Source organism: Micromonospora sp. NPDC048871 (assembly GCF_043198155.1).
Taxonomy (GTDB): domain Bacteria; phylum Actinomycetota; class Actinomycetes; order Mycobacteriales; family Micromonosporaceae; genus Micromonospora.
Map to the genome: position 1 here is coordinate 255632 of NZ_JBICUM010000006.1, position 22667 is coordinate 278298.

17 protein-coding genes and 1 pseudogene are annotated in these 22667 nt (G+C 69.6%); 10 read left to right on the forward strand and 8 right to left on the reverse strand.

The window, feature by feature from the left end:
• The 5 genes from ACGFIK_RS16645 (at position 1) to ACGFIK_RS16665 (ending at position 6344) form a co-directional block, all read left to right on the forward strand.
• Positions 1-1938: a fumarate reductase/succinate dehydrogenase flavoprotein subunit gene (locus ACGFIK_RS16645; protein WP_327026901.1), complete on the forward strand. Its 1938-nt coding sequence runs from the start codon at positions 1-3 to the stop codon at positions 1936-1938.
• Complete coding sequence (locus tag ACGFIK_RS16650) at positions 1935-2699, forward strand: succinate dehydrogenase/fumarate reductase iron-sulfur subunit (protein WP_327026902.1); 765 nt, start codon at positions 1935-1937, stop codon at positions 2697-2699. The genes ACGFIK_RS16645 and ACGFIK_RS16650 overlap by 4 nt, the downstream gene beginning before the upstream one ends.
• A 231-nt stretch (positions 2700-2930) precedes the next feature.
• A complete protein-coding gene (locus tag ACGFIK_RS16655; RefSeq protein ID WP_327026903.1) occupies positions 2931-4115 on the forward strand; it encodes a zinc-dependent alcohol dehydrogenase in 1185 nt (394 codons plus the stop codon).
• Positions 4116-4154: 39 nt separating this feature from the next.
• The gene (locus ACGFIK_RS16660) at positions 4155-5153 is read left to right on the forward strand and encodes a serine hydrolase (protein ID WP_327026904.1); all 999 of its coding nucleotides are present in this window, start codon (positions 4155-4157) and stop codon (positions 5151-5153) included.
• 51 nt (positions 5154-5204) lie between these two features.
• The gene (locus ACGFIK_RS16665) at positions 5205-6344 is read left to right on the forward strand and encodes an MBL fold metallo-hydrolase (RefSeq protein WP_327026905.1); all 1140 of its coding nucleotides are present in this window, start codon (positions 5205-5207) and stop codon (positions 6342-6344) included.
• Positions 6345-6393: 49 nt separating this feature from the next.
• On the opposite strand, the gene ACGFIK_RS16670 is transcribed toward ACGFIK_RS16665, so the two are convergent.
• Entirely contained in the window at positions 6394-7905 is a 1512-nt protein-coding gene (locus ACGFIK_RS16670; protein ID WP_327026906.1) for a dGTP triphosphohydrolase, read from the reverse strand.
• Positions 7906-7964: 59 nt separating this feature from the next.
• On the opposite strand from ACGFIK_RS16670, the gene ACGFIK_RS16675 reads away from it, so the two are divergent.
• Entirely contained in the window at positions 7965-10364 is a 2400-nt protein-coding gene (locus tag ACGFIK_RS16675; RefSeq protein ID WP_393340041.1) for a Tex family protein, read from the forward strand.
• A gap of 121 nt (positions 10365-10485) precedes the next feature.
• Complete coding sequence (locus ACGFIK_RS16680) at positions 10486-10917, forward strand: hypothetical protein (protein WP_393340044.1); 432 nt, start codon at positions 10486-10488, stop codon at positions 10915-10917.
• A gap of 122 nt (positions 10918-11039) precedes the next feature.
• On the opposite strand, the pseudogene ACGFIK_RS16685 reads toward ACGFIK_RS16680, so the two are convergent.
• Both ACGFIK_RS16685 and ACGFIK_RS16690 read right to left on the reverse strand, forming a co-directional pair.
• Positions 11040-11828: pseudogene (locus tag ACGFIK_RS16685) on the reverse strand (NAD-dependent epimerase/dehydratase family protein); the annotation flags it as partial.
• Positions 11825-12460 carry a sugar transferase gene (locus ACGFIK_RS16690; protein WP_393340047.1) on the reverse strand — a complete coding sequence of 212 codons (636 nt, stop codon included), beginning with the start codon at positions 12458-12460 and terminating at the stop codon, positions 11825-11827. The gene ACGFIK_RS16690 and the pseudogene ACGFIK_RS16685, both read right to left, overlap by 4 nt.
• Before the next feature lie 115 nt (positions 12461-12575).
• Here ACGFIK_RS16690 and ACGFIK_RS16695 point away from each other — a divergent pair, with 115 nt between their 5' ends.
• Together ACGFIK_RS16695 and ACGFIK_RS16700 are read left to right on the forward strand one after the other, a co-directional pair.
• Positions 12576-12815, forward strand: coding sequence for a hypothetical protein (locus ACGFIK_RS16695; protein WP_393340049.1), 240 nt, complete (start codon positions 12576-12578; stop codon positions 12813-12815).
• Complete coding sequence (locus ACGFIK_RS16700) at positions 12812-14062, forward strand: glycosyltransferase family 4 protein (RefSeq protein WP_393340052.1); 1251 nt, start codon at positions 12812-12814, stop codon at positions 14060-14062. Before ACGFIK_RS16695 ends, ACGFIK_RS16700 begins: the two co-directional genes overlap by 4 nt.
• A 22-nt stretch (positions 14063-14084) precedes the next feature.
• Here ACGFIK_RS16700 and ACGFIK_RS16705 read toward each other — a convergent pair whose 3' ends face one another.
• The 5 genes from ACGFIK_RS16705 to ACGFIK_RS16725 all read right to left on the reverse strand — a co-directional run bounded on the left by ACGFIK_RS16705 (position 14085) and on the right by ACGFIK_RS16725 (position 20058).
• Complete coding sequence (locus tag ACGFIK_RS16705) at positions 14085-15266, reverse strand: polysaccharide pyruvyl transferase family protein (RefSeq protein ID WP_393340055.1); 1182 nt, start codon at positions 15264-15266, stop codon at positions 14085-14087.
• Entirely contained in the window at positions 15242-16441 is a 1200-nt protein-coding gene (locus tag ACGFIK_RS16710; RefSeq protein WP_393340058.1) for a hypothetical protein, read from the reverse strand. Before ACGFIK_RS16710 ends, ACGFIK_RS16705 begins: the two co-directional genes overlap by 25 nt.
• An 89-nt stretch (positions 16442-16530) precedes the next feature.
• Positions 16531-17694, reverse strand: coding sequence for a hypothetical protein (locus tag ACGFIK_RS16715; protein WP_393340059.1), 1164 nt, complete (start codon positions 17692-17694; stop codon positions 16531-16533).
• Between the two features lie 98 nt (positions 17695-17792).
• A complete protein-coding gene (locus tag ACGFIK_RS16720; RefSeq protein WP_393340062.1) occupies positions 17793-18956 on the reverse strand; it encodes a glycosyltransferase in 1164 nt (387 codons plus the stop codon).
• Between the two features lie 112 nt (positions 18957-19068).
• On the reverse strand, positions 19069-20058 hold the full coding sequence (locus ACGFIK_RS16725; protein WP_393340064.1) for a glycosyltransferase: 990 nt from the start codon (positions 20056-20058) through the stop codon (positions 19069-19071).
• Between the two features lie 714 nt (positions 20059-20772).
• On the opposite strand from ACGFIK_RS16725, the gene ACGFIK_RS16730 reads away from it, so the two are divergent.
• Positions 20773-22650 (forward strand): polysaccharide biosynthesis protein, encoded by a 1878-nt coding sequence (locus tag ACGFIK_RS16730; RefSeq protein ID WP_393340067.1) that lies wholly within the window; start codon positions 20773-20775, stop codon positions 22648-22650.
• Positions 22651-22667 lie beyond the last annotated feature (17 nt).

Here is a 22667-nt window from a genome sequence, read left to right on the forward strand (position 1 = left end):
ATGGATCTGTACATCGAAGGCGACCCGGTCGCCGACACCCGGGCTCCCGACGGCCCGATCGAGAGCCGCTGGGAACGCCGTCGGTTCGAGGCCAAGCTGGTCAACCCGGCCAACCGGCGCAAGATGACCGTGATCGTGGTCGGCACCGGCCTGGCCGGCGGTGCCGCCGCCGCCACACTGGGCGAGCAGGGCTACCAGGTCAAGTCCTACTGCTACCAGGACAGCCCGCGGCGGGCGCACTCCATCGCCGCCCAGGGTGGCATCAACGCCGCCAAGAACTACCGCAACGACGGTGACTCCGTACACCGGCTGTTCTACGACACCGTCAAGGGCGGCGACTTCCGCTCCCGGGAGTCGAACGTGCACCGGCTGGCCGAGGTCTCGGTCAACATCATCGACCAGTGCGTCGCCCAGGGGGTGCCCTTCGCCCGCGAGTACGGCGGCCTGCTGGACACCCGCTCCTTCGGTGGCGCCCAGGTGCAGCGCACCTTCTACGCCCGGGGTCAGACGGGCCAGCAGCTGCTGCTCGGGGCGTACCAGGCCCTGGAGCGGCAGATCGGCCTGGGCAACGTGGAGATGAACTCCCGGCACGAGATGCTGGAGCTGATCGTCGTCGACGGCAAGGCTCGGGGCATCGTGGTCCGGGACCTGGTCACCGGTGAGATCACCAGCGAGTTCGCCGACGCGGTGGTGCTCGCCTCCGGCGGCTACGGCAACGTGTTCTACCTGTCCACCAACGCCAAGGGCTGCAACGTCACCGCGACCTGGCGGGCCCACCGCAAGGGCGCCTACTTCGCCAACCCCTGCTACACCCAGATCCACCCGACCTGCATCCCGGTCTCCGGCGACCACCAGTCGAAGCTGACCCTGATGAGCGAGTCGCTGCGTAACGACGGCCGGGTCTGGGTGCCGAAGGCCAAGGGCGACGACCGCGCCCCCCGGGACATCCCCGAGGACGAGCGGGACTACTACCTGGAGCGGATCTACCCCTCCTTCGGCAACCTGGTGCCCCGGGACATCGCCTCCCGGGCCGCGAAGAACGTCTGTGACGAGGGTCGGGGGGTGGGCCCGACCAAGCTCGGCGTCTACCTGGACTTCGCCGACGCCATCAACCGGCTGGGCCGCAAGGCCATCGAGGCCAAGTACGGCAACCTGTTCGAGATGTACGAGCGGATCACCGGCGAGGACCCGTACGAGGTTCCGATGCGGATCTACCCGGCCGTGCACTACACGATGGGCGGCCTCTGGGTCGACTACGACCTGCAGTCCACCATCCCCGGCCTGTTCGTGATCGGTGAGGCGAACTTCTCCGACCACGGCGCCAACCGGCTGGGCGCCTCCGCCCTGATGCAGGGGCTGGCCGACGGGTACTTCGTACTGCCCAACACGATCGCCAACTACCTGGCCGCCGGGCCGTTCGAGAAGATCGACGGCAGCCACCCGGCCGCGATCGAGGCCCGCCGCGACGTGGAGGACCGCCTCCAGCGGCTGCTCGCCGTCAACGGCGACCGCACGGTGGACTCCTTCCACCGGGAACTCGGCCAGATCATGTGGGAGCACTGCGGCATGGAGCGCTCCGAGGCCGGGCTACGCAAGGCCATCGACGAGATCCGGGCCCTGCGCGAGCAGTTCTGGCAGCGGGTACGGATCGTCGGTGACGCCGACGGGCTCAACCAGTCCCTGGAGAAGGCCGGCCGGGTGGCCGACTTCTTCGAGCTGGCCGAGCTGATGTGCATCGACGCCCTGCACCGGGAGGAGTCCTGCGGCGGCCACTTCCGGGCCGAGCACCAGACCCCCGACGGGGAGGCGCAGCGCGACGACGACAACTTCGCCTACGTCGCCGCCTGGGAGTTCACCGCCACCGGTGAGCCCTCGGTGCTGCACAAGGAAGACCTGAAGTTCGAATACGTCCACCCCACGCAGCGGAGCTACAAGTGAACCTGACCCTGCGCATCTGGCGCCAGTCCGGTCCCCAGGACAAGGGTCGGATGGTGACCTACAAGGTCGAGGACGTCTCCCCGGACATGTCGTTCCTGGAGATGCTCGACGTGCTCAACGAGCGACTCATCCTCGCCGGAGAGGAGCCGGTCGCCTTCGACCACGACTGCCGTGAGGGCATCTGCGGCATGTGCGGCCTCATGATCAACGGCAACGCGCACGGGCCGCAGCGCGGCACCACCGCCTGCCAGCTGCACATGCGGCAGTTCTCCGACGGCGACACGATCGACATCGAGCCGTGGCGGGCCCGGGCCTTCCCGGTCATCAAGGACCTGGTGGTCAACCGGAACGCCTTCGACAAGATCATCGCCGCCGGCGGGTACATCACCGCGCCCACCGGCAGCGCGCCGGAGGCCCACTCGGTGCCGGTGGCGAAGGCCAACGCGGACGCCGCCTTCGAGTCCGCCGCCTGCATCGGCTGCGGCGCCTGCGTGGCGGCCTGCCCGAACGGCTCCGGCATGCTGTTCACCGCCGCCAAGGTCACCCAGCTGGGCCTGCTGCCCCAGGGCCAGCCGGAGCGCTTCACCCGGGTCATCGGCATGGTCGACGCCCACGACGAGGCCGGCTTCGGCGGCTGCACCAACGCCGGTGAGTGCACCGCCGTCTGCCCGAAGGGCATCCCGCTGACCACCATCGGCCGCCTCAACCGCGACTACCTGGCAGCCACCACCACCAAACGCCCCGACTCCCCCACCCCCTAACCCCAACCCACCCCCCCACCCCACCCCCACCCCCACCCCCACACCCACCCCCACGGGGTTGATCATGAGGTTGACGGCAGCGTAGAGATCGACTACTGCCGCTAACCTCATGATCAACGCGGTGAGAGAGGGGGGTGGGGGGTGGGTGGGGTGGGTGGGGTGGGTGGGTGGGTGGTTAGGGGGCGGGTTGTCGGGTAGCAGGGTAGCTACATCGACGGTTGGGGGCAGAGCATGCGGGCGTTGACGTGGCAGGGTAGGCGGGAGGTGCGGGTCGAGCAGGTGCCGGACCCGCGGATCGAGGAGCCTACGGACGCGATCGTACGGATCACCTCCACCGCGATCTGCGGCTCTGACCTGCATCTGTACGAGGTGCTCGGGCCGTACCTCAAGCCGGGGGACATCCTGGGGCACGAGCCGATGGGCATCGTCGAGGAGGTCGGGGCGGGGGTGACCCGACTCAAGCCCGGCGACCGGGTGGTGGTGCCGTTCAACATCGCCTGCGGGTCCTGCTGGATGTGTTCCCGCCAGTTGTACGCCCAGTGCGAGACCACCCAGGTCACCTCGGAGGGCAAGGGCGCGGCCCTGTTCGGCTACACCAGCCTGTACGGCTCGGTGCCCGGTGGCCAGGCCGAGTACCTGCGGGTGCCGCACGCCGAGTTCGGGCCGATCAAGGTGCCGGAGACCGGCCCGGACGAGCGCTGGCTCTACCTCTCCGACATCCTGCCCACCGCCTGGCAGGCGGTGAAGTACGCCGACACCCCCCGTGGCGGCACCCTGGCCGTGTTCGGCCTGGGCCCGGTGGGCCAGTTCTGCGCCCGGGTCGGGCGGCACCTCGGCGCCGAGCGGGTGATCGGCCTGGACCTGGTTCCGGAGCGCCTGGAGATGGCCCGCCGGCACGGTGTCGAGGTGCTCGACACCAGCCAGATCGACGACGTGCCCGGCGCGTTGATCGACCTGGTGGACGGGCGGGGGCCGGACGCGGTGATCGACGCCGTCGGCATGGAGGCGCACGGGGCGCCCCTGGGCAAGATCGCCCAGACCGCCGCCGGGCTGCTCCCGGACAAGCTGGCCGGGCAGATGATCGACAAGGCCGGGGTGGACCGGCTCGTCGTGCTCAAGGCCGCCCTGAAGGCCGTGCGACGCGGCGGCACGGTCTCCATCTCCGGGGTGTACGGCGGTGAGGTCGATCCGCTGCCGCTGATGGAGATGTTCGACCGGGGCGTCCAGGTGCGGATGGGCCAGTGCCATGTCCGACGGTGGACCGACGAGATCATCCCCCTGCTCGCGGCTGACGGGGACCCCCTGGGGGTGGAGGACCTGCGGACCCACCGGCTGCCGCTGGCGCAGGCCCCGCAGGCGTACGAGATGTTCCAGCGCAAGGAGGACGGCTGCGTGAAGGTCGTCCTCGCCCCGTGAGCGCATTCGAACCGCAGGACCGCCCTCGGCCTGGGCAGCATGGCCACGGCCGGCACGGTGTTCGGCGCGGCCGGGCCGGCCGCCGCTGACCCCGGACGGGCCGGGCAGGCCGGCGCGGTGACCGGGCAGGCAGGGGTTGGTGGCGACCGTGGGCGGGTGGCGGCGCGCATCGCTGCCGCGTACCGCCGGGAGAGCGGCCGGGCCGGGGGGAACTGGCAGGCGTACGTCAGCCTGACCGACCCGGCCGGGGCCGACCCGGTGGTCGCGGTGGCCGAGTCGGCGGACCGCCGGATCGAGGCGTACAGCGTCAACAAGATCGCCGTGGCGGTCGCCGTGCTGGACAAGGTCGACCGGGGCCTGCTCACCCTGGACCAGCAGGTCGAGGTGAGCGCCGCGATCGTGGTGCCCGGCGGCGACGGCATCTTCAGCCTGGACGGGGCCTACCCCAGCCAGGTGACCCTGGGACATGTGCTGGCCAACCTGCTGACCGTCTCCGACGACACCGCGGTACGGCTCTGCGGGCTGGTCTGCCCGGCCGCCGAGCTCAACCAGATCCTGCGGGACAAGGGCTTCCCGAACACCCAGGTGCAGCCGGTGGCCAACCCGAACCGGTTCTTCCTCGGCACCAGCACCCCCCGGGAGACCCACGACCTGCTCCGGGCCCTGGTCGGCGGCGCCCTGCTCACCCCGGCCTCGACCGAGGTGGTGCTGCGGCTGCTGCGCTCTCCGGTGGCCTTCACCGACGGCATCCGGCGGGAGATGTCCTCGGCGCAGCGGGCCCGCATCGCCACCAAGGCCGGCTGGTTCGCCGACGCCCGCCACGAGGCCGGGGTGATCTTCGACCCCGCCGGTGCCCCCGTGCTGACGTACGCCCTCTTCGCCGACGGCCAGGCCGGCGCGGACGACTACGGCGCCACCCACCCCGCCGTGGCGGCCCGGGCCCGGATGGGGCGGCGTTTCCTGGAGGCCACCGACCGGCTCGGCGGCAGCGGGACCAGACACCGGGCCCCCGCCCACCGCCCCAGCAACGGCGGCTGAATCGACCGACGGCGACTAACGTGGACCCCGGGCAGTCACGGGAGGGGATCCATGCGGACGCCGAAGAGGTCTACCGGTCGACGGATCGGCGCATCAATGGCCGGGCTGGCGGCCCTGGCCGGGCTGGCCGGCCTGGCCTGGGTCGCCCGGGAGGTGCCGGCCGCCCTGGGTGGTCGGCTCACCGGCCCCCGGGCGGACCGGGCGGCCCGCTCGCCGCAGTTCCGCGAGGGGGTCTTCCACAACCGGCCGGGCACCCCGATCACCGCCCCGGCCCCGGACCGCAACATGCTGCGGGAGCTGCTCTTCGGTAAGCAGAAGCGCCGCCCCAGCGCCCCGGTGCCGCTGGTCCGGGCCGCCCCGGTCACCCCGGTCGACCCCGCCCGGGAACTCAACGTGATCTGGTACGGCCACGCCACCACCCTGATCGAGATCGAGGGACGGCGGGTGCTGCTGGACCCGGTGTGGAGTCAGCGGTGCTCCCCCTCGGCGGCCCTGGGCCCGCACCGGCTGCACGAACCCCCGGCAGGCCTGGCGGAACTGCCCCGCCTGGACGCGATCCTGATCTCCCACGACCACTACGACCACCTGGACATGGCCACGGTCCGGGAACTGACGGCCCGGCAGTCGGCGCCCTTCCTGGTGCCGCTGGGGGTCGGCGCCCACCTGGACCGGTGGGGGGTGCCGGCCGACCGGATCATCGAACTGGACTGGGGGCAGACCCACCGGCTGGCCGGTCTGGAGATCACCTGCGCCGCCGCCCAGCACTTCTCCGGGCGAGGGCTGCGCCGCAACGGCACCCTGTGGAGTTCCTGGGTGGTGGCCGGTCAGCAGCGCCGGGTGTACTACACCGGGGACTCCGGCTACTTCCCCGGCTACGCCGAGATCGGGGCGGCGCACGGCCCCTTCGACGTCACCCTCATCCAGATCGGGGCGTACGACCGGGCCTGGCCGAGCATCCACATGTTCCCGGAGGAGGCGGTCGCCGCCCATGTGGACCTGCGCGGCGGGCTGCTCGTACCGGTGCACTGGGGGACCTTCAACCTGGCCCTGCACGACTGGTCCGAGCCGGTGGACCGGCTCTGGGTCGAGGCCAAGGCCCGCGACCTGCGGCTGGCGGTGCCCCGGCCGGGCGAGCGGGTGGTGGTCGACGACCCTCCGGCGGTCGACGGCTGGTGGCAGGCGATCGCCTGAGACTCGCCGGACCGTGGTCAAGGGGGTACCGGCCCGCTGAGTCACGACCTCACAGCACGAAGGCGTCCGTCCACAGGGCACCGGAGCGGCCGGAGAGGGCGTCCAGCATGGCCACCGCCTGCCCGTCGGTCAGTTGGGCCACGAAGTCCACGATGGCCCGACCCCGGGCCCGGCCGATCCGATCCGGGGTACGCGGATGCAGTTCCGCCTCGGCCAACTCGACCAGGTCGTGCAGGCGTCGGGGCAGCCGGGACTCCTCCTGCGGATCCAGCAGCCACTCCAGCAGCGCCTCGACCAGGGTGCCGAGCAGCCGGGCCTGACCCCGCTGGTGCAGGGCCAGGTCCGGGCGGGCCAGCACGAACCGGTGGTGGACGAACTTGAGCACCTGCACCTCGTGCCACTGCGGTGGGGCCAGCAACACGTGCCCGGAGCGCAGCGAGGGCTTCTCGGTGAGGGTGATCGCGTCGACCAGCCGGGTGGTCCACCGGGCGGAGAACCGGGCCACGTACTGCTCCGCCTCGATCGAACCGTCGAACGGCATGGCCAGCAGCCCCTCGACCAGTTCCTCCCGGACGTGTTCGACCGCCGCGGCGAAAGCCTCGTCGTCGGCCACCCAGCCGTCCTTGTGGTGCAGGTGGCGGCGCAGCCGTTCGATCGCCGCTCCGGGACGACGGGCCGAGGTGGCCAGGGCCGCGTCCGTGATGGCCCGCAGGTGCCCGCCCTCGCGCTGCCAGGCCATCAGTTCGGCGGCCACCGCCCCCTGCTGGAGCACCCCCACCCGGTAGAAGTCCTCCACGTCGTGGATGGCGTACGCGATGTCGTCGGCGATGTCCATCACGGAGGCCTCGACGGTCTGCTGCCAGTCGGCGATCCGCCCGACGAAGGGTGCCCGGGCCTGCCGCAGGTCGTCCAGCTCGGTGCGGTACGCCCCGAACTTCGCCGAGCCGCTGTCCGGGTCCTCCGGCAGCGGAGCCGCCCCGCGCGGCGGAGGGTCCATCAGGCGGGGGTGGGGGTCGGGGTGGTCCAGCCGGGTCCAGGGGTACTTCAGCATGGCCGCCCGCACCGCCGCGGTCAGGTCCAGGCCGGTGGTCGCCGCCCCCCGGATCTCGGTCGAGGTGACTATCCGGTACGACTGGGCGTTGCCCTCGAAGCCGTCGGTGAGACCCAGCCGGTGCCGGGCCAGCCGGTCCAGCACCCGCTCCCCCAGGTGCCCGAAGGGCGGGTGACCTAGGTCGTGGGCTAGGGCGGCGGCCTCGACCACGTCCGGGTCGCAGCCACCCAACTTCTCCGCCAGATCCCGCTGCCAGTCGTCGGCGGTCAGGCGTTCGGCGATCGCCCGGGCCACCTGGGCGACCTTGAGGCTGTGGGTCAGCCGGTTGTGCACCAGCAGCCCGGACCCGCCGGGGCTCACCACCTGGGTGACCCCGGCCAGCCGGGCGAAGAAGGGCGAGCCGACGATGCGGTCCCGGTCGGCCCGGAACGGGCTGGTAGCCAGGTCGCCGAGGGCCCGAGCGCTGCCGCCGAACAGTCGCCGCGCCCGGGGCTCCACAGGTGCTTCCATGATCGCCACGGTAGCCCGGCAGAATGCACGGCGGAACCCACATCAGAAGGCGGAGCATCGTGACCCTCTCTGTTCATCAGCGCATCGCCGGGGAGCTCGGGGTCGCCGAGCACCAGGTACGCGCGGCCGTCGACCTGCTCGACGGCGGCGCCACCGTGCCGTTCATCGCGCGGTACCGCAAGGAGGCCACCGGGCTGCTCGACGACACCCAGCTGCGCACCCTGGAGGAGCGGCTGCGGTACCTGCGCGAGCTGGACGAGCGGCGGGCCGCGGTGCTGGAGTCCATCCGCAGCCAGGGCAAGCTGGACGAGACCCTCGAGGCACAGATCATGGCCGCCGAGTCGAAGTCCCGGCTGGAGGACATCTACCTGCCGTACAAGCCCAAGCGGCGCACCCGGGCACAGATCGCCCGGGAGGCCGGGCTGGAGCCGCTGGCGGACATCCTGCTCGGTGACCCGACGCAGGACCCGAAGACGGTGGCGGCCGGTTTCGTCGACCCCGACAAGGGGGTGGCGGACGCGGCCGCCGCGCTGGACGGGGCCCGGGCCCTCCTGATCGAGCGGTTCGCCGAGGACGCCGACCTGATCGGCACCCTGCGGGAGCAGATGTGGTCGCGGGGCCGGCTGGTGTCCCGGGTACGCGAGGGACAGGAGACCGTCGGGGCCAAGTTCGCCGACTACTTCGACTTCGCCGAGCCGTACCCGAAGCTGCCCTCGCACCGGATCCTGGCCATGTTCCGGGGCGAGAAGGAAGGCGTACTCGACCTGACCATGGACCCGGAGGCCGAGGGGGACGCCGATGCGGTCGTCACCGGCCCGACCCGGTACGAGGCCGCGATCGCCGGCCGTTTCGGGGTCACCGACCAGGGGCGGCCGGCCGACAAGTGGCTGACCGACACGGTGCGCTGGGCCTGGCGTACCCGCATCCTGATCCACCTCGGGGCAGACCTGCGGATGCGGCTGTGGCAGGCGGCCGAGGAGGAGGCCGTCCGGGTCTTCGCCACCAACCTGCGGGACCTGCTGCTCGCCGCCCCGGCCGGTGCCCGACCCACCATGGGGCTGGACCCGGGTCTGCGTACCGGGGTGAAGGTGGCCGTGGTGGACGCCACCGGCAAGGTGGTCGCCACGGACACCATCTACCCGCACGAGCCGCGTCGGCAGTGGGACGCCTCCCTGCACACCCTGGCCACCCTGGCCGCCGCGCACGGCGTCGAGTTGATCGCGATCGGCAACGGCACCGCCAGCCGGGAGACCGACAAGCTGGCCGCCGACCTGATCAAGCGGCATCCCGAGCTGAAGCTGACCAAGCTGGTGGTCTCCGAGGCGGGCGCCTCGGTCTACTCCGCCTCCGCGTACGCCGCCCAGGAACTGCCCGGGCTGGACGTGTCGCTGCGGGGTGCGGTCTCCATCGCCCGCCGCCTCCAGGACCCGCTGGCCGAACTGGTCAAGATCGACCCGCGGTCCATCGGGGTCGGGCAGTACCAGCACGACCTGTCCGAGGTGAAGCTCTCCCGGTCACTCGACGCCGTCGTGGAGGACTGTGTGAACGCCGTCGGGGTGGACGTCAACACCGCCTCGGCGCCCCTGCTCACCCGGGTCTCCGGCATCGGCGCCGGCCTTGCCGAGAACATCGTGCTGCACCGGGACGCCAACGGCCCCTTCCGCACCCGGGCCGAGTTGAAGAAGGTGTCCCGGCTGGGCCCCAAGGCCTTCGAGCAGTGCGCCGGCTTCCTGCGCATCCCCGGCGGCGACGACCCCCTGGACTCCTCCAGCGTGCACCCGGAGGCGTACCCGGTGGTGCGCCGGATCCTCGCCTCCACCGGTCAGGACCTGCGCTCCATCATCGGCCGCAGCGCCATCCTGCGGGGGTTGCGCGCCACCGACTTCGTGGACGACACCTTCGGTCTGCCCACTGTCACCGACATCCTCGCCGAGTTGGAGAAGCCGGGCCGCGACCCCCGCCCGGAGTTCAGGACGGCGACCTTCGCCGAGGGGGTGGAGAAGATCAGTGACCTGACCCCCGGCATGGTGCTGGAGGGGGTGGTCACCAACGTCGCCGCCTTCGGCGCCTTCGTGGACGTCGGGGTACATCAGGACGGCCTGGTGCACGTGTCGGCGATGTCGCGCACCTTCGTCAAGGACCCGCACGAGGTGGTGAAGTCCGGCGACGTGGTCCGGGTCAAGGTGCTGGACGTGGACGTGCCGCGCAAGCGCATCTCGCTGACCCTGCGGCTGGAAGACGAGGCCGAGCCGGGCACCGGCGGGCGACGCGACCGCGACAGCCGACAGGGTACCGACGGCCCGCGTGGCGGGCAGGTCACACGCGATGGGCAACGTGGCGGGCAGCGCGCAGCCCGCACTGGCGAGCGTGGCGGACCACAGCAGCGGTCGGGGCGGGCGGCGCCCAGGCCGGCGAACGACGCGATGGCCGAGGCGCTGCGCCGAGCCGGCCTGGCATGAGGACGACGGAGGCGCTGTCGAGCGAAGCGGTCACGGATCCAGGTGGCGACGCAGGTCCGCTCGACAGCGCCTCCTGGGGCACCGGAACCAGTCAGCCTGGTTGGCCGCGTACCGTGTCGGTGTGGCGGACGACGGCATCGAGTGGCGGGAGCGGCAGCGTCGAGCAGTGCGGGCACACGCCGACGCGGACGCGCGGCAGCGCGCGGCCGAGCAGGCCAGGGCGGCGGAGTTGGTGGCCGAATTCGCGGCCGAGGCGGCCCGACGCGGTCTGCGCACCGACCGCCTCACCGCGACGTCCTACGACGGACGCCGCCGATACCGCACTGCGGTCAGCGGCTGGTACGTGGACCGGGCGCGGACCCGGGCGGTGGACACCGAGGGTCGTTTCTACCTGCTGGTCGTGCCGTCCAGCCTCCGGTCCCGGGTGCTGGGCAGCCGACCGGAGCCGTCGATGCCGCCTCTGGTCGTGGGCGCAGGCGGGCGGGACGGTGAGTCGCTGCCGTTGGCGACGCTGCTGGAGCGGCGTCTCGCCGCGGGCGACGACTGGCGGTGACTCGTCTCGGCGCCGGTCGGGCCGTCCCGGTTGATGTCCGTCCAAAGTTCGGTCAACGAGTCAGCTAGGGGATGCATCGGCACCCAGTCAAGGATGCGCTCGGCCCGAGCACGGTCGGCGCACATCCACCCGACCGCAGCTGACCTGGCCGCTTCTGGCGCGAACGGCCCTGCGGCCACCACGCCCGCGTAGCCGGCGGTCTCGGCAAGCTGGTCGATGGCGGTGCTCAGCGAGAGCGCCCGGCCGCTGCCGATGTTGAATACCCGGTCACCGGCAAGTTCGGTGCGAACGGCCGCCCAGGTGGCGCTGGCGACGTCACGCACGTCGATGAAATCCCGCCAGGCGGCGTGCAGGCCGAGGTCCACCGTCTCCGCTCCGGCGCGGATGGCTTCCCGGAACAGGAGCGCGGCGCGCGCGAGCAGGAAACTCTTCGGCATGCCCGGCCCCACCGGGTTGAAGACACGCAACACCCGCCCGTCCACCCGACCGGCCGAACCGGCGAGCTCGACCAACGCGGTCGCCGTGAGATGGCTGAGGCCGTATTCACCGACTGGGCGGGCCGGATCGTCCTCCCGGACCGTGTGCCCGTGCGGTACCGGTCCGTACTCCGCAGCCGAGCCAATCCTGACCAGTCGCGCCTGCGGGGCTGCCAGGGCGATGGCGTCGATGAGTTTGGCTGTCACCATGGTGTGCGCCTGAAGCAGTTCGGTGGCGGTGCCGAAGGTCCTACCTGCGGCGATCACGATGGCTTCGGGGCGGACCCGGCGCAGCAGCCTGACAAGTGCACCGTGGTCGATCTCCGCCAGGTCACAGTCCTGTCGGGTCGGGGCCAGCACTTCGGCGTGCGCGGCCAGGCAGGCGTGGATGTGCCGGCCCAGGAAACCACCGCCGCCGAAGAGGAGCACCTTCATCGGGCGCTCGCCGAGGTCACGCCCTCCCGTATCTTCGGCGGACCGGTGTACTCGTGCCAGGTGGCGGCGCCGGGGGCGGCGATGCCCTCCCGGCGGACGACGACGCGGACGGTCGCCGCCAGGATCCGGAGATCAAGCAGCAGGGACCTCTCGTCCACGTACTCGATGTCGTACGTGAACTTCTCCTCCCACCCGATGGCGTTGCGCCCCCGTACCTGCGCCAGCCCGGTGATCCCCGGCCGGACATCATGTCGACGTGCCTGCTCGGACGTGTAGAGCTCGAGGTACTTGACGAGGTGCGGTCGGGGACCTACCAGGCTCATCTCACCGCGCAGCACGTTCCACAGCTCGGGCAACTCGTCGAGGCTGCTGGCACGTAACCACCGACCGACCCGGGTGAGTCGCTCGGCATCGGTCACCAGCCCGCGCGCCGGGTCGACCTCGTGCATCGTCCGGAACTTCACCAGGTCGAAGAGCGTGCCGTGTCGGCCCGGTCGGGTGTGGCGGAACAGCACCGGCCTACCCATCGTGGCCAGCACCACCAGCGCCACGACGAGCATCACCGGCGCGGCGAGCACCAGGAGAAGGCTCGCGGCGACCAGGTCGAAGAGTCGCTTCAGCGGGTCGTACACCCGGGTTCGGGAGTCGCGATCAGGAGCGGCGTCATTCGTCACATTCCGAGTTCTACCAGCTCTTGCTACTACATCTCAGACACCACTCCGTTCCCAGTTCCCACAATCGCAACAGATGCGCTGTATGGTCGATACGCCTGATTCTCAAGCAATCGAAGGATTCTTCATGATTGTCGCCATTGCGACAGGCTCAGGTGGGTTTCGCCGGTTGTCCGGTGAACTGGCCTCGTACACCCATTGGTCGGTGGATGTCCGCGACCGCGACGGGCTCGCGAAGATCTTCGCCCGCTACGGCCGCGACATCCACACGGCGAACGTCGACAGATGGCTCCCGGGTGCGGCGGTGGCGCGTTGACCAGGATCGGCATCATCTCCCAGTGGTACGACCCGGAAGGCGGCTCAGCCGTTCTCCCGGGGATCATCAGCCGGTCCTTGGTCGCGCTCGGTCACGAGGTGCACGTACTCACCGGCTTCCCGAACTACCCGTCGGGCAGGCTGCACCCGGATTACCGCCTCCGGGCATACCAGTTCGAGATGATGAACGGCGTCTCCGTACATCGGGTGCCGCTGTTTCCCAGTCACGACGGGTCGGCGGTCAGGCGGACCGCCAACTACCTCAGCTTCGCCGCCTCGGCGGTGGCCCGGCTGGACCTGCTCCGCAAGGTCGACGTCTGGCTCGTCTACTCGTCACCGGCGACCGTGGCGCTTCCCGCGATGGTGGCCCGGTGGCTGCACGGACGCCCATACGTCATCCTGGTCGAGGACATGTGGCCGGACACTCTGGCGGAGAGCGACTACGTGCGTCCCGGCCGTGCCCTGGATCAGATCGTCCGGATCCTGCACCGGTTCTGCAACGCCAGTTACCGCCAGGCGACGCACGTGGCCGTCATCGCGCCCGGCATGGTCGACATCCTCGCCGAGCGCGGTGTCCCCCGGGACAAACTCTCGGTCGTCTACAACTGGGTCGACGAGCGCCGCTTTCGCCCCCGGCCCCGCGATCCGCAGCTGGCCGAATCGCTCGGGCTCTCCGGCTTCGTGGTGATGTACGCCGGCAGCATGGGAAACCTGCAAGGGCTCGACGTCGTGATCGACGCCATGGAGCACCTGACCGACATCTCGGACCTGACGCTCGTGTTCGCTGGCAGCGGGGTGGAGGAGCAGCGGCTGCGCGAGTTGGCCAGCGGCTACCCGCCCGGCCGGGTGGTCTTCCTCGGTCAGCAACCGCTCGAACGGATGATCGAGCTGATGCCGCTCGGCGACGTCCAGTTAATCTCTCTGCGTGACCGGCCGTTGCACCGCAAGACCATGCCGAGCAAGGTGCAGAGCTCGCTCGCCTGCGGCCGGCCGATCGTCGCCGCCCTGGCGGGCGACGCGGCGCGGCTCGTCGACGAGTCCGGCGCCGGTTTTGTGGCACCACCCGGTGACCCCCGCGCCCTGGCCGACGCGATCCGCCGGATGTACGAGTTGGGCACCGAAAAACGCCAGGAACTGGGCCGAACCGGCCGCCAGTTCTACCTGGAGCACCTCTCGGAGCGGATCGGCAGCGTGGCCCTGGCGAATCTGCTGGAGCAGGCGCGGGGCCAGGACCCGCTGCGCCGTTAGGTGGTGTGGTCGGCGTCCTCGGTCACTCTCGTACCATCACGTTCCGGAATGAACGGCCGAGACGCCGGTAGACGTTGACCGCGGTGCGTGACGTCTGAAGTCGCAACTTGTCGCTGTTCGTGAGGACGGCACGGGTGACCGCAAACTGCCCGGAGAGCGCCTGTCGAAGCCACGGCAGCACGACGTCGGCCGCGCGCGGGACAGAGTTCGGCTCCACCGCAGGTGCCACCACCTGGTCGTACGTCTTCAAGCCAGCGAACGGTTGGCCGAAGAACGCCGCCGTCTTCGGCGCGTACGAGATCGGGAAGATCGGCACACCGAGTGCCGCCCACAGCGCGCTCGAATGCAACTTCATCGAGACGGCGACCGAACATCCGGCCATCGCCTCGGCGAAATCGAGCACGTCCGCGCCCAGGTACGGGACGACCTCCGCTTCACGGCCACCGAGTTGCCGACACACCTGCTCGGTAAAGGCCACGTCCACTCCGCTGGCACTCGTCTCTAGGACGAACAGCCGAATGTTCCCGACACCGTACGCCTCTGCGACGCGTCCGATGTGGCGGGCGGTGCCGATGGGGTCGAGCCCCGGCCATCGGCGTAGCGCCACCCCGAGCAGGCCTTGACCGTCTGCCGAGGAGCCGCGCCGACCGATGCCGAGTCGAGTGAGAAATGCGGAGTCGACGAAATCCCGGCACCGGCCGACGCGCCAGCCAAGTCGCTGTTCGGCATAGGCGACCGAGTCGTCATCACGCAGGTAACACTCGTCGAACGGGGAACCAAGCTGGTGCAAGCGCCGCTGCCAGTAGTCGCTCAACGGGCCGAGGCCGAGGCCGACGGCAAGCACCGGAACCGCCGGATGGTGCCGCGGCAGAAAGCTGAGCCAGTGGTAGGGGGTGTGCGGATGGTGGCTGGTTTGCAGGAGACCACCGCCGCCGAACAGCACCGCCTGACAGCTTTGGAAGCTGAGTTCGCTGCGTCGCGAGCCGGGTAGGTCTCTGGTCGGACGTACCGCTTGCGGGCTCAGGTCACGACCGATGCGTGCGGAGACCGCAGGCCAGTTGACGGGCCTTCCGAAACTGAGATGCCGGACCGCGACGTCGTCCCCTGTCTCCGTGGCCGCCACGACCGCGGCAATCATGATCAGGTCGTCCCCGAAGTTTCCCGCCTCACCGAGACAGATCAGCCCGACGGTTGGTCGCGCCATCGCTTCTCCCTTTGCACATCGAGGGTCAGGTAGCTGAGACACCAGCAGCTCGCGCTGACCACGACGATCAGGGCAAGCGCTCCGGCAGCGCCGTACGCGCCGAACAGGACACCGCCGGCGACGATCGAGACGACTCGGATCGGGCCGAGCACCCCGCCGATCAACAGAGCCCGCCCCCCGGCTCCCTGCACCCGATGCCCGGCGAATCCGACGAGCGCGATCGGCGCCAACAGAACCTCGACGGCGATCAACGGCAGCAACGGCCGGGCCACCGCCCAGTTGTCCGCGAGCAGCGCCGCACCAGCCCGGTCCGGCAACAGGCAGACGCCGATCACCACCGGGGCGCTGAGGGCAATCGTCAGGCCGACCACCGGCCCGGCGGTACGCAGCCGCGTACGGACTCCCCGGGGGCGGCTGCGCGCGAGAAACGGGACGATCAACGAATTGAGCGTGGCGGTCAGCAGGGCCACCGGCCCGAATACGGTCCGGGCCGCACCCAGCGCTCCGACGACGGCGACGCCGGCAGCGCCGCCGACGACGGCCAGTCCGGTCAGGGCCAGTTGCGCGGACCCGGTGGTGACCAGGAACTGCGCCGCAAAGGTCGCGGAGACCTTGGTCCGCCGTCGATCGAGGTTCCATCCCGGCCGGACCGGATACCGCTGACCGACGGCGGTGAGAACCCCGATGAGGGCTCCCGTGGTGGCCCAGGTCGCGAAGACCAGAACGGGCGTGATGGGCAGAACGAGGGCTGACAGCGTGATCGTCAACACGCACCCGGTCCACAGCCCCTCCTGCACCACGGCAACCCGGGTCTCGCCTGCGCCGAGGCTCATCGCCTTCACGTAGTCATACAGCACCAGGCCCGGCAGCATCCCGCCGGCGATGGCGAGGTACGACGATCCGTGACCGACCCCCACCACCACGACCACTGCCCCCGTCAACACGCCGAGCAGGCAGGCTCGGCGGGCTCCGTACGCCGCCTCGGCCGACGAAGGTTCCGCGCGCTCCGCGAGAACCGACTCCGTAACCGTCGTACGCGACAGCCCGGTGACCAGCACGTAGATCGAGAACGCGAGGGCGAACTGCCCCAAGCGACCCAGCGGTTCACCACGAGCAACCGACACCGACACGGCAAGGTTGCCGATACTGGACAGCCCGTTGACCGCAAACGCCACGACGGCACGCCGCCCGAAGGAGCGCCCGGCCGGCGATGACGCGGATGCCCGACCTCCGCCGGTCGCGCCACGGAGATCCGCCGATGCGGTCAACTGGCGTACCCGCTGGCGGCAGGCGGGACAGGTGCTCGGGTCTGCCTGGTCAGGTGAATGATCAGAAAAACCGGCAGCGCAGCGACCGAGTACTGCACAAACGCGATCATGGACTCGGGGTAGGTGGCCGACCAGACGAGCGGAGTCGCCATCACGAAGCACAGGTACGCGAGCCGCACCGGTCCCGGCGCGCCCCGGATCCGCATCAGCGCGACGACGGCGAGCGCCCAACCGCTGTAGAAGAGGATTACCCCCCAGGGGCCGTCAAGAAAGTAGATGGTGCCGAGAGCGAGGAATGTATAGGCGGACGTAGGGCTTCCACCGAGGAACTCGTTGATCCGCGCGCCGGTCGACAGCGCCGGCCGATCCGGATCCAGTATCCGGGGCACAACGCCATACCGAACGATTTCCGGCAGGCCGGGACGGCCGATGTCGACCGGCACCTCGTAGTCACTCGCCCGCGAGACCTGAAGGTCGAAGCGGAGTCGGTCGCTGGCACTGATCCTCTCGTCCACCGCATACCCGCCCCCGACCCTCACTTCGTTGCGCTGCGCGAAGATCGTCGGCCAGACGAGGAACAACACAAGCACAGCGGCGATCACGAAGCGTGGGCGGACCACACCACAGATGGCGGTCACCGCGAGAAGAAAGGACAGGAACCCGATCAGCGGGGCCGAGATTGCCGTGATCAGTATGAGCACAACCTGGGTGGCGACGAGGAGGGTCGCCCACAGCAGGAAACGCAGGTGACCCACGTGGCCCCCGAGCAGGCTCGCCAGCAGCAGGGCGACCGCGAGGTAGCGCCATCCCGAGAGAGCGGAGGTGACGAAGGCCGCGGGTGATGAGGCCAACTCGCCCGCAGCCTGGGTGAAGACAGTGCCACGGCCTTCCAGCGCACCGACCACGTCCGCGACGATGCTGACGACAGCGGTCAGCCGGGCGAGGAGGAACAGGTGTGGGTAACCGGCGTTGGCCTGTGCAAGGCCGCGCTGCCAGTCACCGCGCTTGCCTATCCGGCTGCGAAAGGCTAGTTCCACGGCCAGGGTACTGGCCAGGGCCAGCCCCAGCAGGCTCAGTATGAACCCGGTCTTCGGGTTGCCGTGGAACACCGCCATCGGAACCACAAGGATCGCGTACGGTGCCAGGATCACCGCAGTCACCGGGAACTGCTGGAGCAACCCGGTGAGTCGGGAGGTCTGCCGCCGGGCGATCCGATGCTGCCCCCGTTCCCTTGAGGGCTGGACCGCCGCTGGTGCGCTCACCGCGTCTCTGCCCCGTGCGCGAGCAGCCGATCGTACGTGTCGATGAAACGGCGGAGCGTGACGTGCCGGGAAAAATGTTCTTCGCAGCGGCGGCGAGCTGCGGTGGCCATACTGGCACCGGCGCCGTCGAGGATCTCGTGCACCCGCGCCGCCACTGACCGGCTGACATCGGCCGCGGGTTCCAGCGGAACCAACCAGCCGGTCCGTCCGTCGGCGACGCTCTCGCGCGCGCCGTAGGTGGCCGTGACCACGCTCGGAACCCCGCAGGCCATCGCCTCGATGACGGACAGACCGAGGCCCTCCTCGTAGGAGGTCTGCAGAAACACCGAGGCACTACGGTAAAGCTCGACCAGTTCATTGACCGGAACATCGGCACGCACCACGATCCGCCGGTTCAGCCCGAGATCGGCGATGAGCGCGCTGATCGAGGGATCCAGGCGTCCCTTTCCCGCGAGCACGAGCGGGGGCGCGTCGGGCCGATCACACACGAGCTTCCCGTACGCGCGGACCATTCGGTCCAGTCCTTTACGTGGGTCGGCGAGTCGACAGACCGAGAGCAGGTGTCCATCGGCACGCCAGCCGTCGGATGGCGGTGAGAAGATGGTCGTGTCGACGCCGGGAGGCGCGAGCACGACGTTGGAATGGCCGGCTGTCCTCATCCAGTCGAGGATCACCTTGTTCTCGACGAGGACCGCGTCGGCCGCGCTCAGGGCCGACCTCTCGATCCGTGCGGTGATCCGGGTCATCATCGCTCGCCAAGCGGCTACGGCGGACGCTCCCGCTTTCGGATATGAATCACGTTCCCACTCCACCAACGTCGCCATCTGGATCACGACCGGCGGGCCGGCGTTGAGAATCGGTGCCGCCCACGCGGGCGAACCGCAGACAACCTGGATGAGGTCGTACCCCGCCAGCGCCTTGGTCAACTCACGTCGTGGCCGGTACCGCATGAACTCGAGTTCGACCGCGTTCGCACCCCAATACCATTCGTCCGGCCTCTCCCCTTTGCGCGTGAGCACGCTCGGCTGCAGCCACGACCGGGGCGCCAGAATGCGCCGGCTGGAACTGTCCCGATACGACATCGCCAAATCGTGTATGTCCACGGCGTACCGACCGCTCGCGGCAAGACCCTCGCAGAGCCAGCTGACAACGCTTTCCACGCCGCCACTCCTGTGCAGCCCATGGGTGACAACCGCAACGCGACGCGTCCCCTCCCTAATGGGAAGAAGGTTGGCCCGATCCTTGACCGGCTGGTTCACCGCTATCTCCCATTCACGAATCAGCGCCACAGCACGACGGGTGGATCGGGTCACCGGGCCGTACCCATGACGCCCGGCGAGCCTGCTCGAGGATGTTCGGGCCGTCAACGCGCCGACGCCACGATCGGTATGCGTCGCCAGCTGCACGACGCGCGTGCGCCCGAGCCACCTGATCCAACGCGGCGAACCGTTCGAGCTGCCCGGCGAGATCGTCGGCGGTGAGCCGCTTCAGGACCGCGCCACCACCAGCGGTCAGCAGGTCCGTCCAAGGCGTCTGGTCGGAGCAGATCACGGGACAGGATGCGGAAAGGCTCTCGGCGATGACATGCCCAAAGTTTTCGCCGAGCGTGGGGAAGACAAAGGCGTCGTACCTGGCGAAGGTGCTCCGTACCTCGTCCGCAGCCAACTCGCCGCAGTACCGCACCTGTACCGTCGTCGGCAGGCGCGCGAACAGGTTCTGGCACTTCTCCCAGTAGCCGACATTCTCCATCGGCCCGTATATGTCGAGATCCATCGGCGTCGAGACCTGCTGCAACGCCCGCAGTACAAGGATCAAGTTCTTCTCGGGGCTGATGCGACTGATAAACACGAGCCGGGCAGGGCCGGGTGCGACCGGTCCCGGCGGAAGCGGTTCGTACGGCAGCGACACCTGCGACCTGTTGATCTCGATCTGTGCCCATGGGCACGCTCGCCGGATACTCTCCGCCTCACGATCACTGGTGGCATGCCAGACGACTCCCAGCGTCCTGAGCAGCGGCAGCCAGAACCGGAGGAACACCTGCTTCTTCCGCCGCTTGAGGGAGAGCGAGCCGGGCGACAACTCCCCCCGCGGGGCCACGAGGATCCGCGACACCCTCAGCACACCCAGCCGTGCCGCGATGATCGGCACGAGTGAGAACATCGAGAAGAGACTGTTCACGTACAGCAGGTCGAAGGAAGTATCTCGGAACTCGCGCCGCAGCTGACGCCATTGACCCGCCCGTGAGACGGTCAGGTAGAACACCCGCGCTCCTGACTGCCTGACCCAACGGCCAGAGAGACCCGGATACGGAGTCGGCGTGGCGAGATCGCGGTCACGCGTCACCAAGGTCAGGTCGATGCTCTCGGATATCGATTCCACGATCTGGACGAGAGAGCGCACCGGGCCTCCATACCGATGCCCCGGCACGAACCCGCCACAGGTAGCCAGGACGCGAAAGGGTTCAAGGTCGTGTTCCCGAGTCGGGTTGGCCTCAGCTCCCACCGCATCGAGCACCAGCTTCTCCTCTCCCCCTGCGAGCACACCGGGACAAACGACCGACCCGGGCGACAGGTAGCGCGGGAATCAGCGGACCTGAAAACCCTTCGATTTCGTCGCGCCCTGATCGACGCATTGGCATGTGTCCCGTCGGAGATCGAGACGGTGCTCAGCCGTAGCCGGGCCGAGCGGCTGGCCCGCAAGGGCATCGACCTCAGGGTCAAGAAGGTTCGTGGTAAGACCAGTCGACGGTTGCGCGCGGCCCGCTGGCATGAATGGCATTCGACTGTTCCTGAATACCGGTGGGCGGAGGCGACAATATTTTCGCCCCAGCGACGAACCATACCAACAACCGGCCACAGAAACGCGAAACCCAGAACCCGCAGAGCAAACGTCGGCTAAGCAGTTACGGGATGCACGTGGCCCTGACCTGCCGTAGGTCATCATCGGCCACCGACAGCAGGACAGGGGAGTTTGTACATGCTGCGGGAAATTGAGCGTGTCCAGCGAACGCAATCCACGGCCACCGACCGCATCAGGGCGAGCAGCCGACGTACCGCCGTCTTTCTCGTCGCCGACGCGCTCGCCTGGGTCGGTGGATTCACCGTCGCCGGTTGGGCAAGGTACGAACAAATCCTCACCATCGATCAGGCTGTCAACGCGGTGATGCTCGGCGGCGCTGCCGCCGTACTGCATGTCGGATTGAGCGCGCTGCGCCGGATCTATTCGGGTCGGCAGCCGCTCGGCAGTGTCGAGGAGGTCCGCGGTCTCGCGGGCACCACCGCCACCACGGCTGCCGTTGTGCTGATCGCCCTGCTGGCGTTCGACCAACGCCCGGTGCCTGGCAGCACCCCGGTGGTCGGTGGGGCGTTGGCACTGTTGCTGATGCTCAGCTGCCGTCTGCTGCATCGGCACCGGCGGGACCGGGCCATGCGTCCGGACGCCCGCTCAGCGACCCCGGTGCTGCTCTTCGGCCTCGGCGAGGCCGGACAGGGACTCGTCCGCGCGATGCTCGGCGACCCGAAGGGCCGCTACCTGCCCGTCGGCGCCCTCGACGACGACCCGGACAAGCAGGACCTGCGCATCGCCGGCGTCTCGGTCCTGGGTGGCCGGGCCGAGATCGCCAAGGCCATCCACCGCACCGGCGCGACCGCGCTGATCTTCTCCGTGGCGAACGCCGACGCCACGCTGATCCGCGAGATCCGGGAGGCCACGCTCCGCACGGGCGCCACATTCAAGATCCTTCCACCGATGCGGGAGCTGGTGGATCACCGCATCACGGTCAGGGACGTACGGGACGTCCAGATCAGTGACCTGCTCGGCCGACGTCAGGTCGTCGGTGATCTAACCCTGGACGACAACGTGCTCGCCGGCCGGCGCGTCCTGGTCACCGGCGCCGGCGGCTCGATCGGCTCCGAGTTGTGCCGGCAGATCATGCAGGCCAACCCCGGTGAGCTGATGATGCTGGACCGGGACGAGTCAGCGTTGCACGGCCTCCAGATGTCGCTCACCGGTCGGGCACTGCTGGACGGCCCCGAGCTGATCCTCGCCGACTTGCGCGACGACGAGGGTGTCCGGCGCATCATGCGGCAACGACGCCCCGAGATCGTCTTTCATGCTGCGGCGCTCAAGCACCTGACGCTGCTGGAACGGCACCCGGGAGAGGCTGTCAAGACCAACGTCTGGGGCACTCTCACCGTGCTCGACGCCTGCCGGGACGTGGCCCGGTTCGTGAACATCTCCACCGACAAGGCCGCCGACCCGATCAGCGTGCTGGGTTACTCGAAACGCATCACCGAGATGCTCACCGCGCACGCCGCGGCGGCCTACCCGGGCACCTTCCTCAGCGTGCGGTTCGGCAACGTGCTGAGCAGCCGCGGCTCGGTGGTGACCGCCTTCCAGCGACAGATCGAGGCCGGGCAGCCGCTGACCGTCACCCACCCGGACGTGACCCGGTATCTGATGACGGTGCAGGAGGCCGTCCATCTGGTCCTTCAGGCGGCGAACATAGGCCGGGACGGCGAAGCCCTGGTGCTGGACATGGGTGAACCGGTACGCATCGACGACATCGCGCGCCGGATGGTCGAACAGGCCGCCAGCACAGTCGAGATCGTTTACACCGGTCTGCGGCCGGGCGAGAAGCTGCACGAGGATCTGCTGGGTAGCGGCGAGTCCGACCACCGGACGCTGCATCCGCTGATCTCGCACGTCAGAGTGCCTGTGTTGGATCCCCTGGAGGTCAGCGGACTGGATCCGTTCGACGAGCCGGACAAGGTCATCGACCAGCTCGCCCGGCTCTGCGGCGTCCTTCCCGGCGCGCTTCTCAACCAGAAGACCGGCATACCGCTCGCCCGCTGAGCCGGAACGGGATGCAT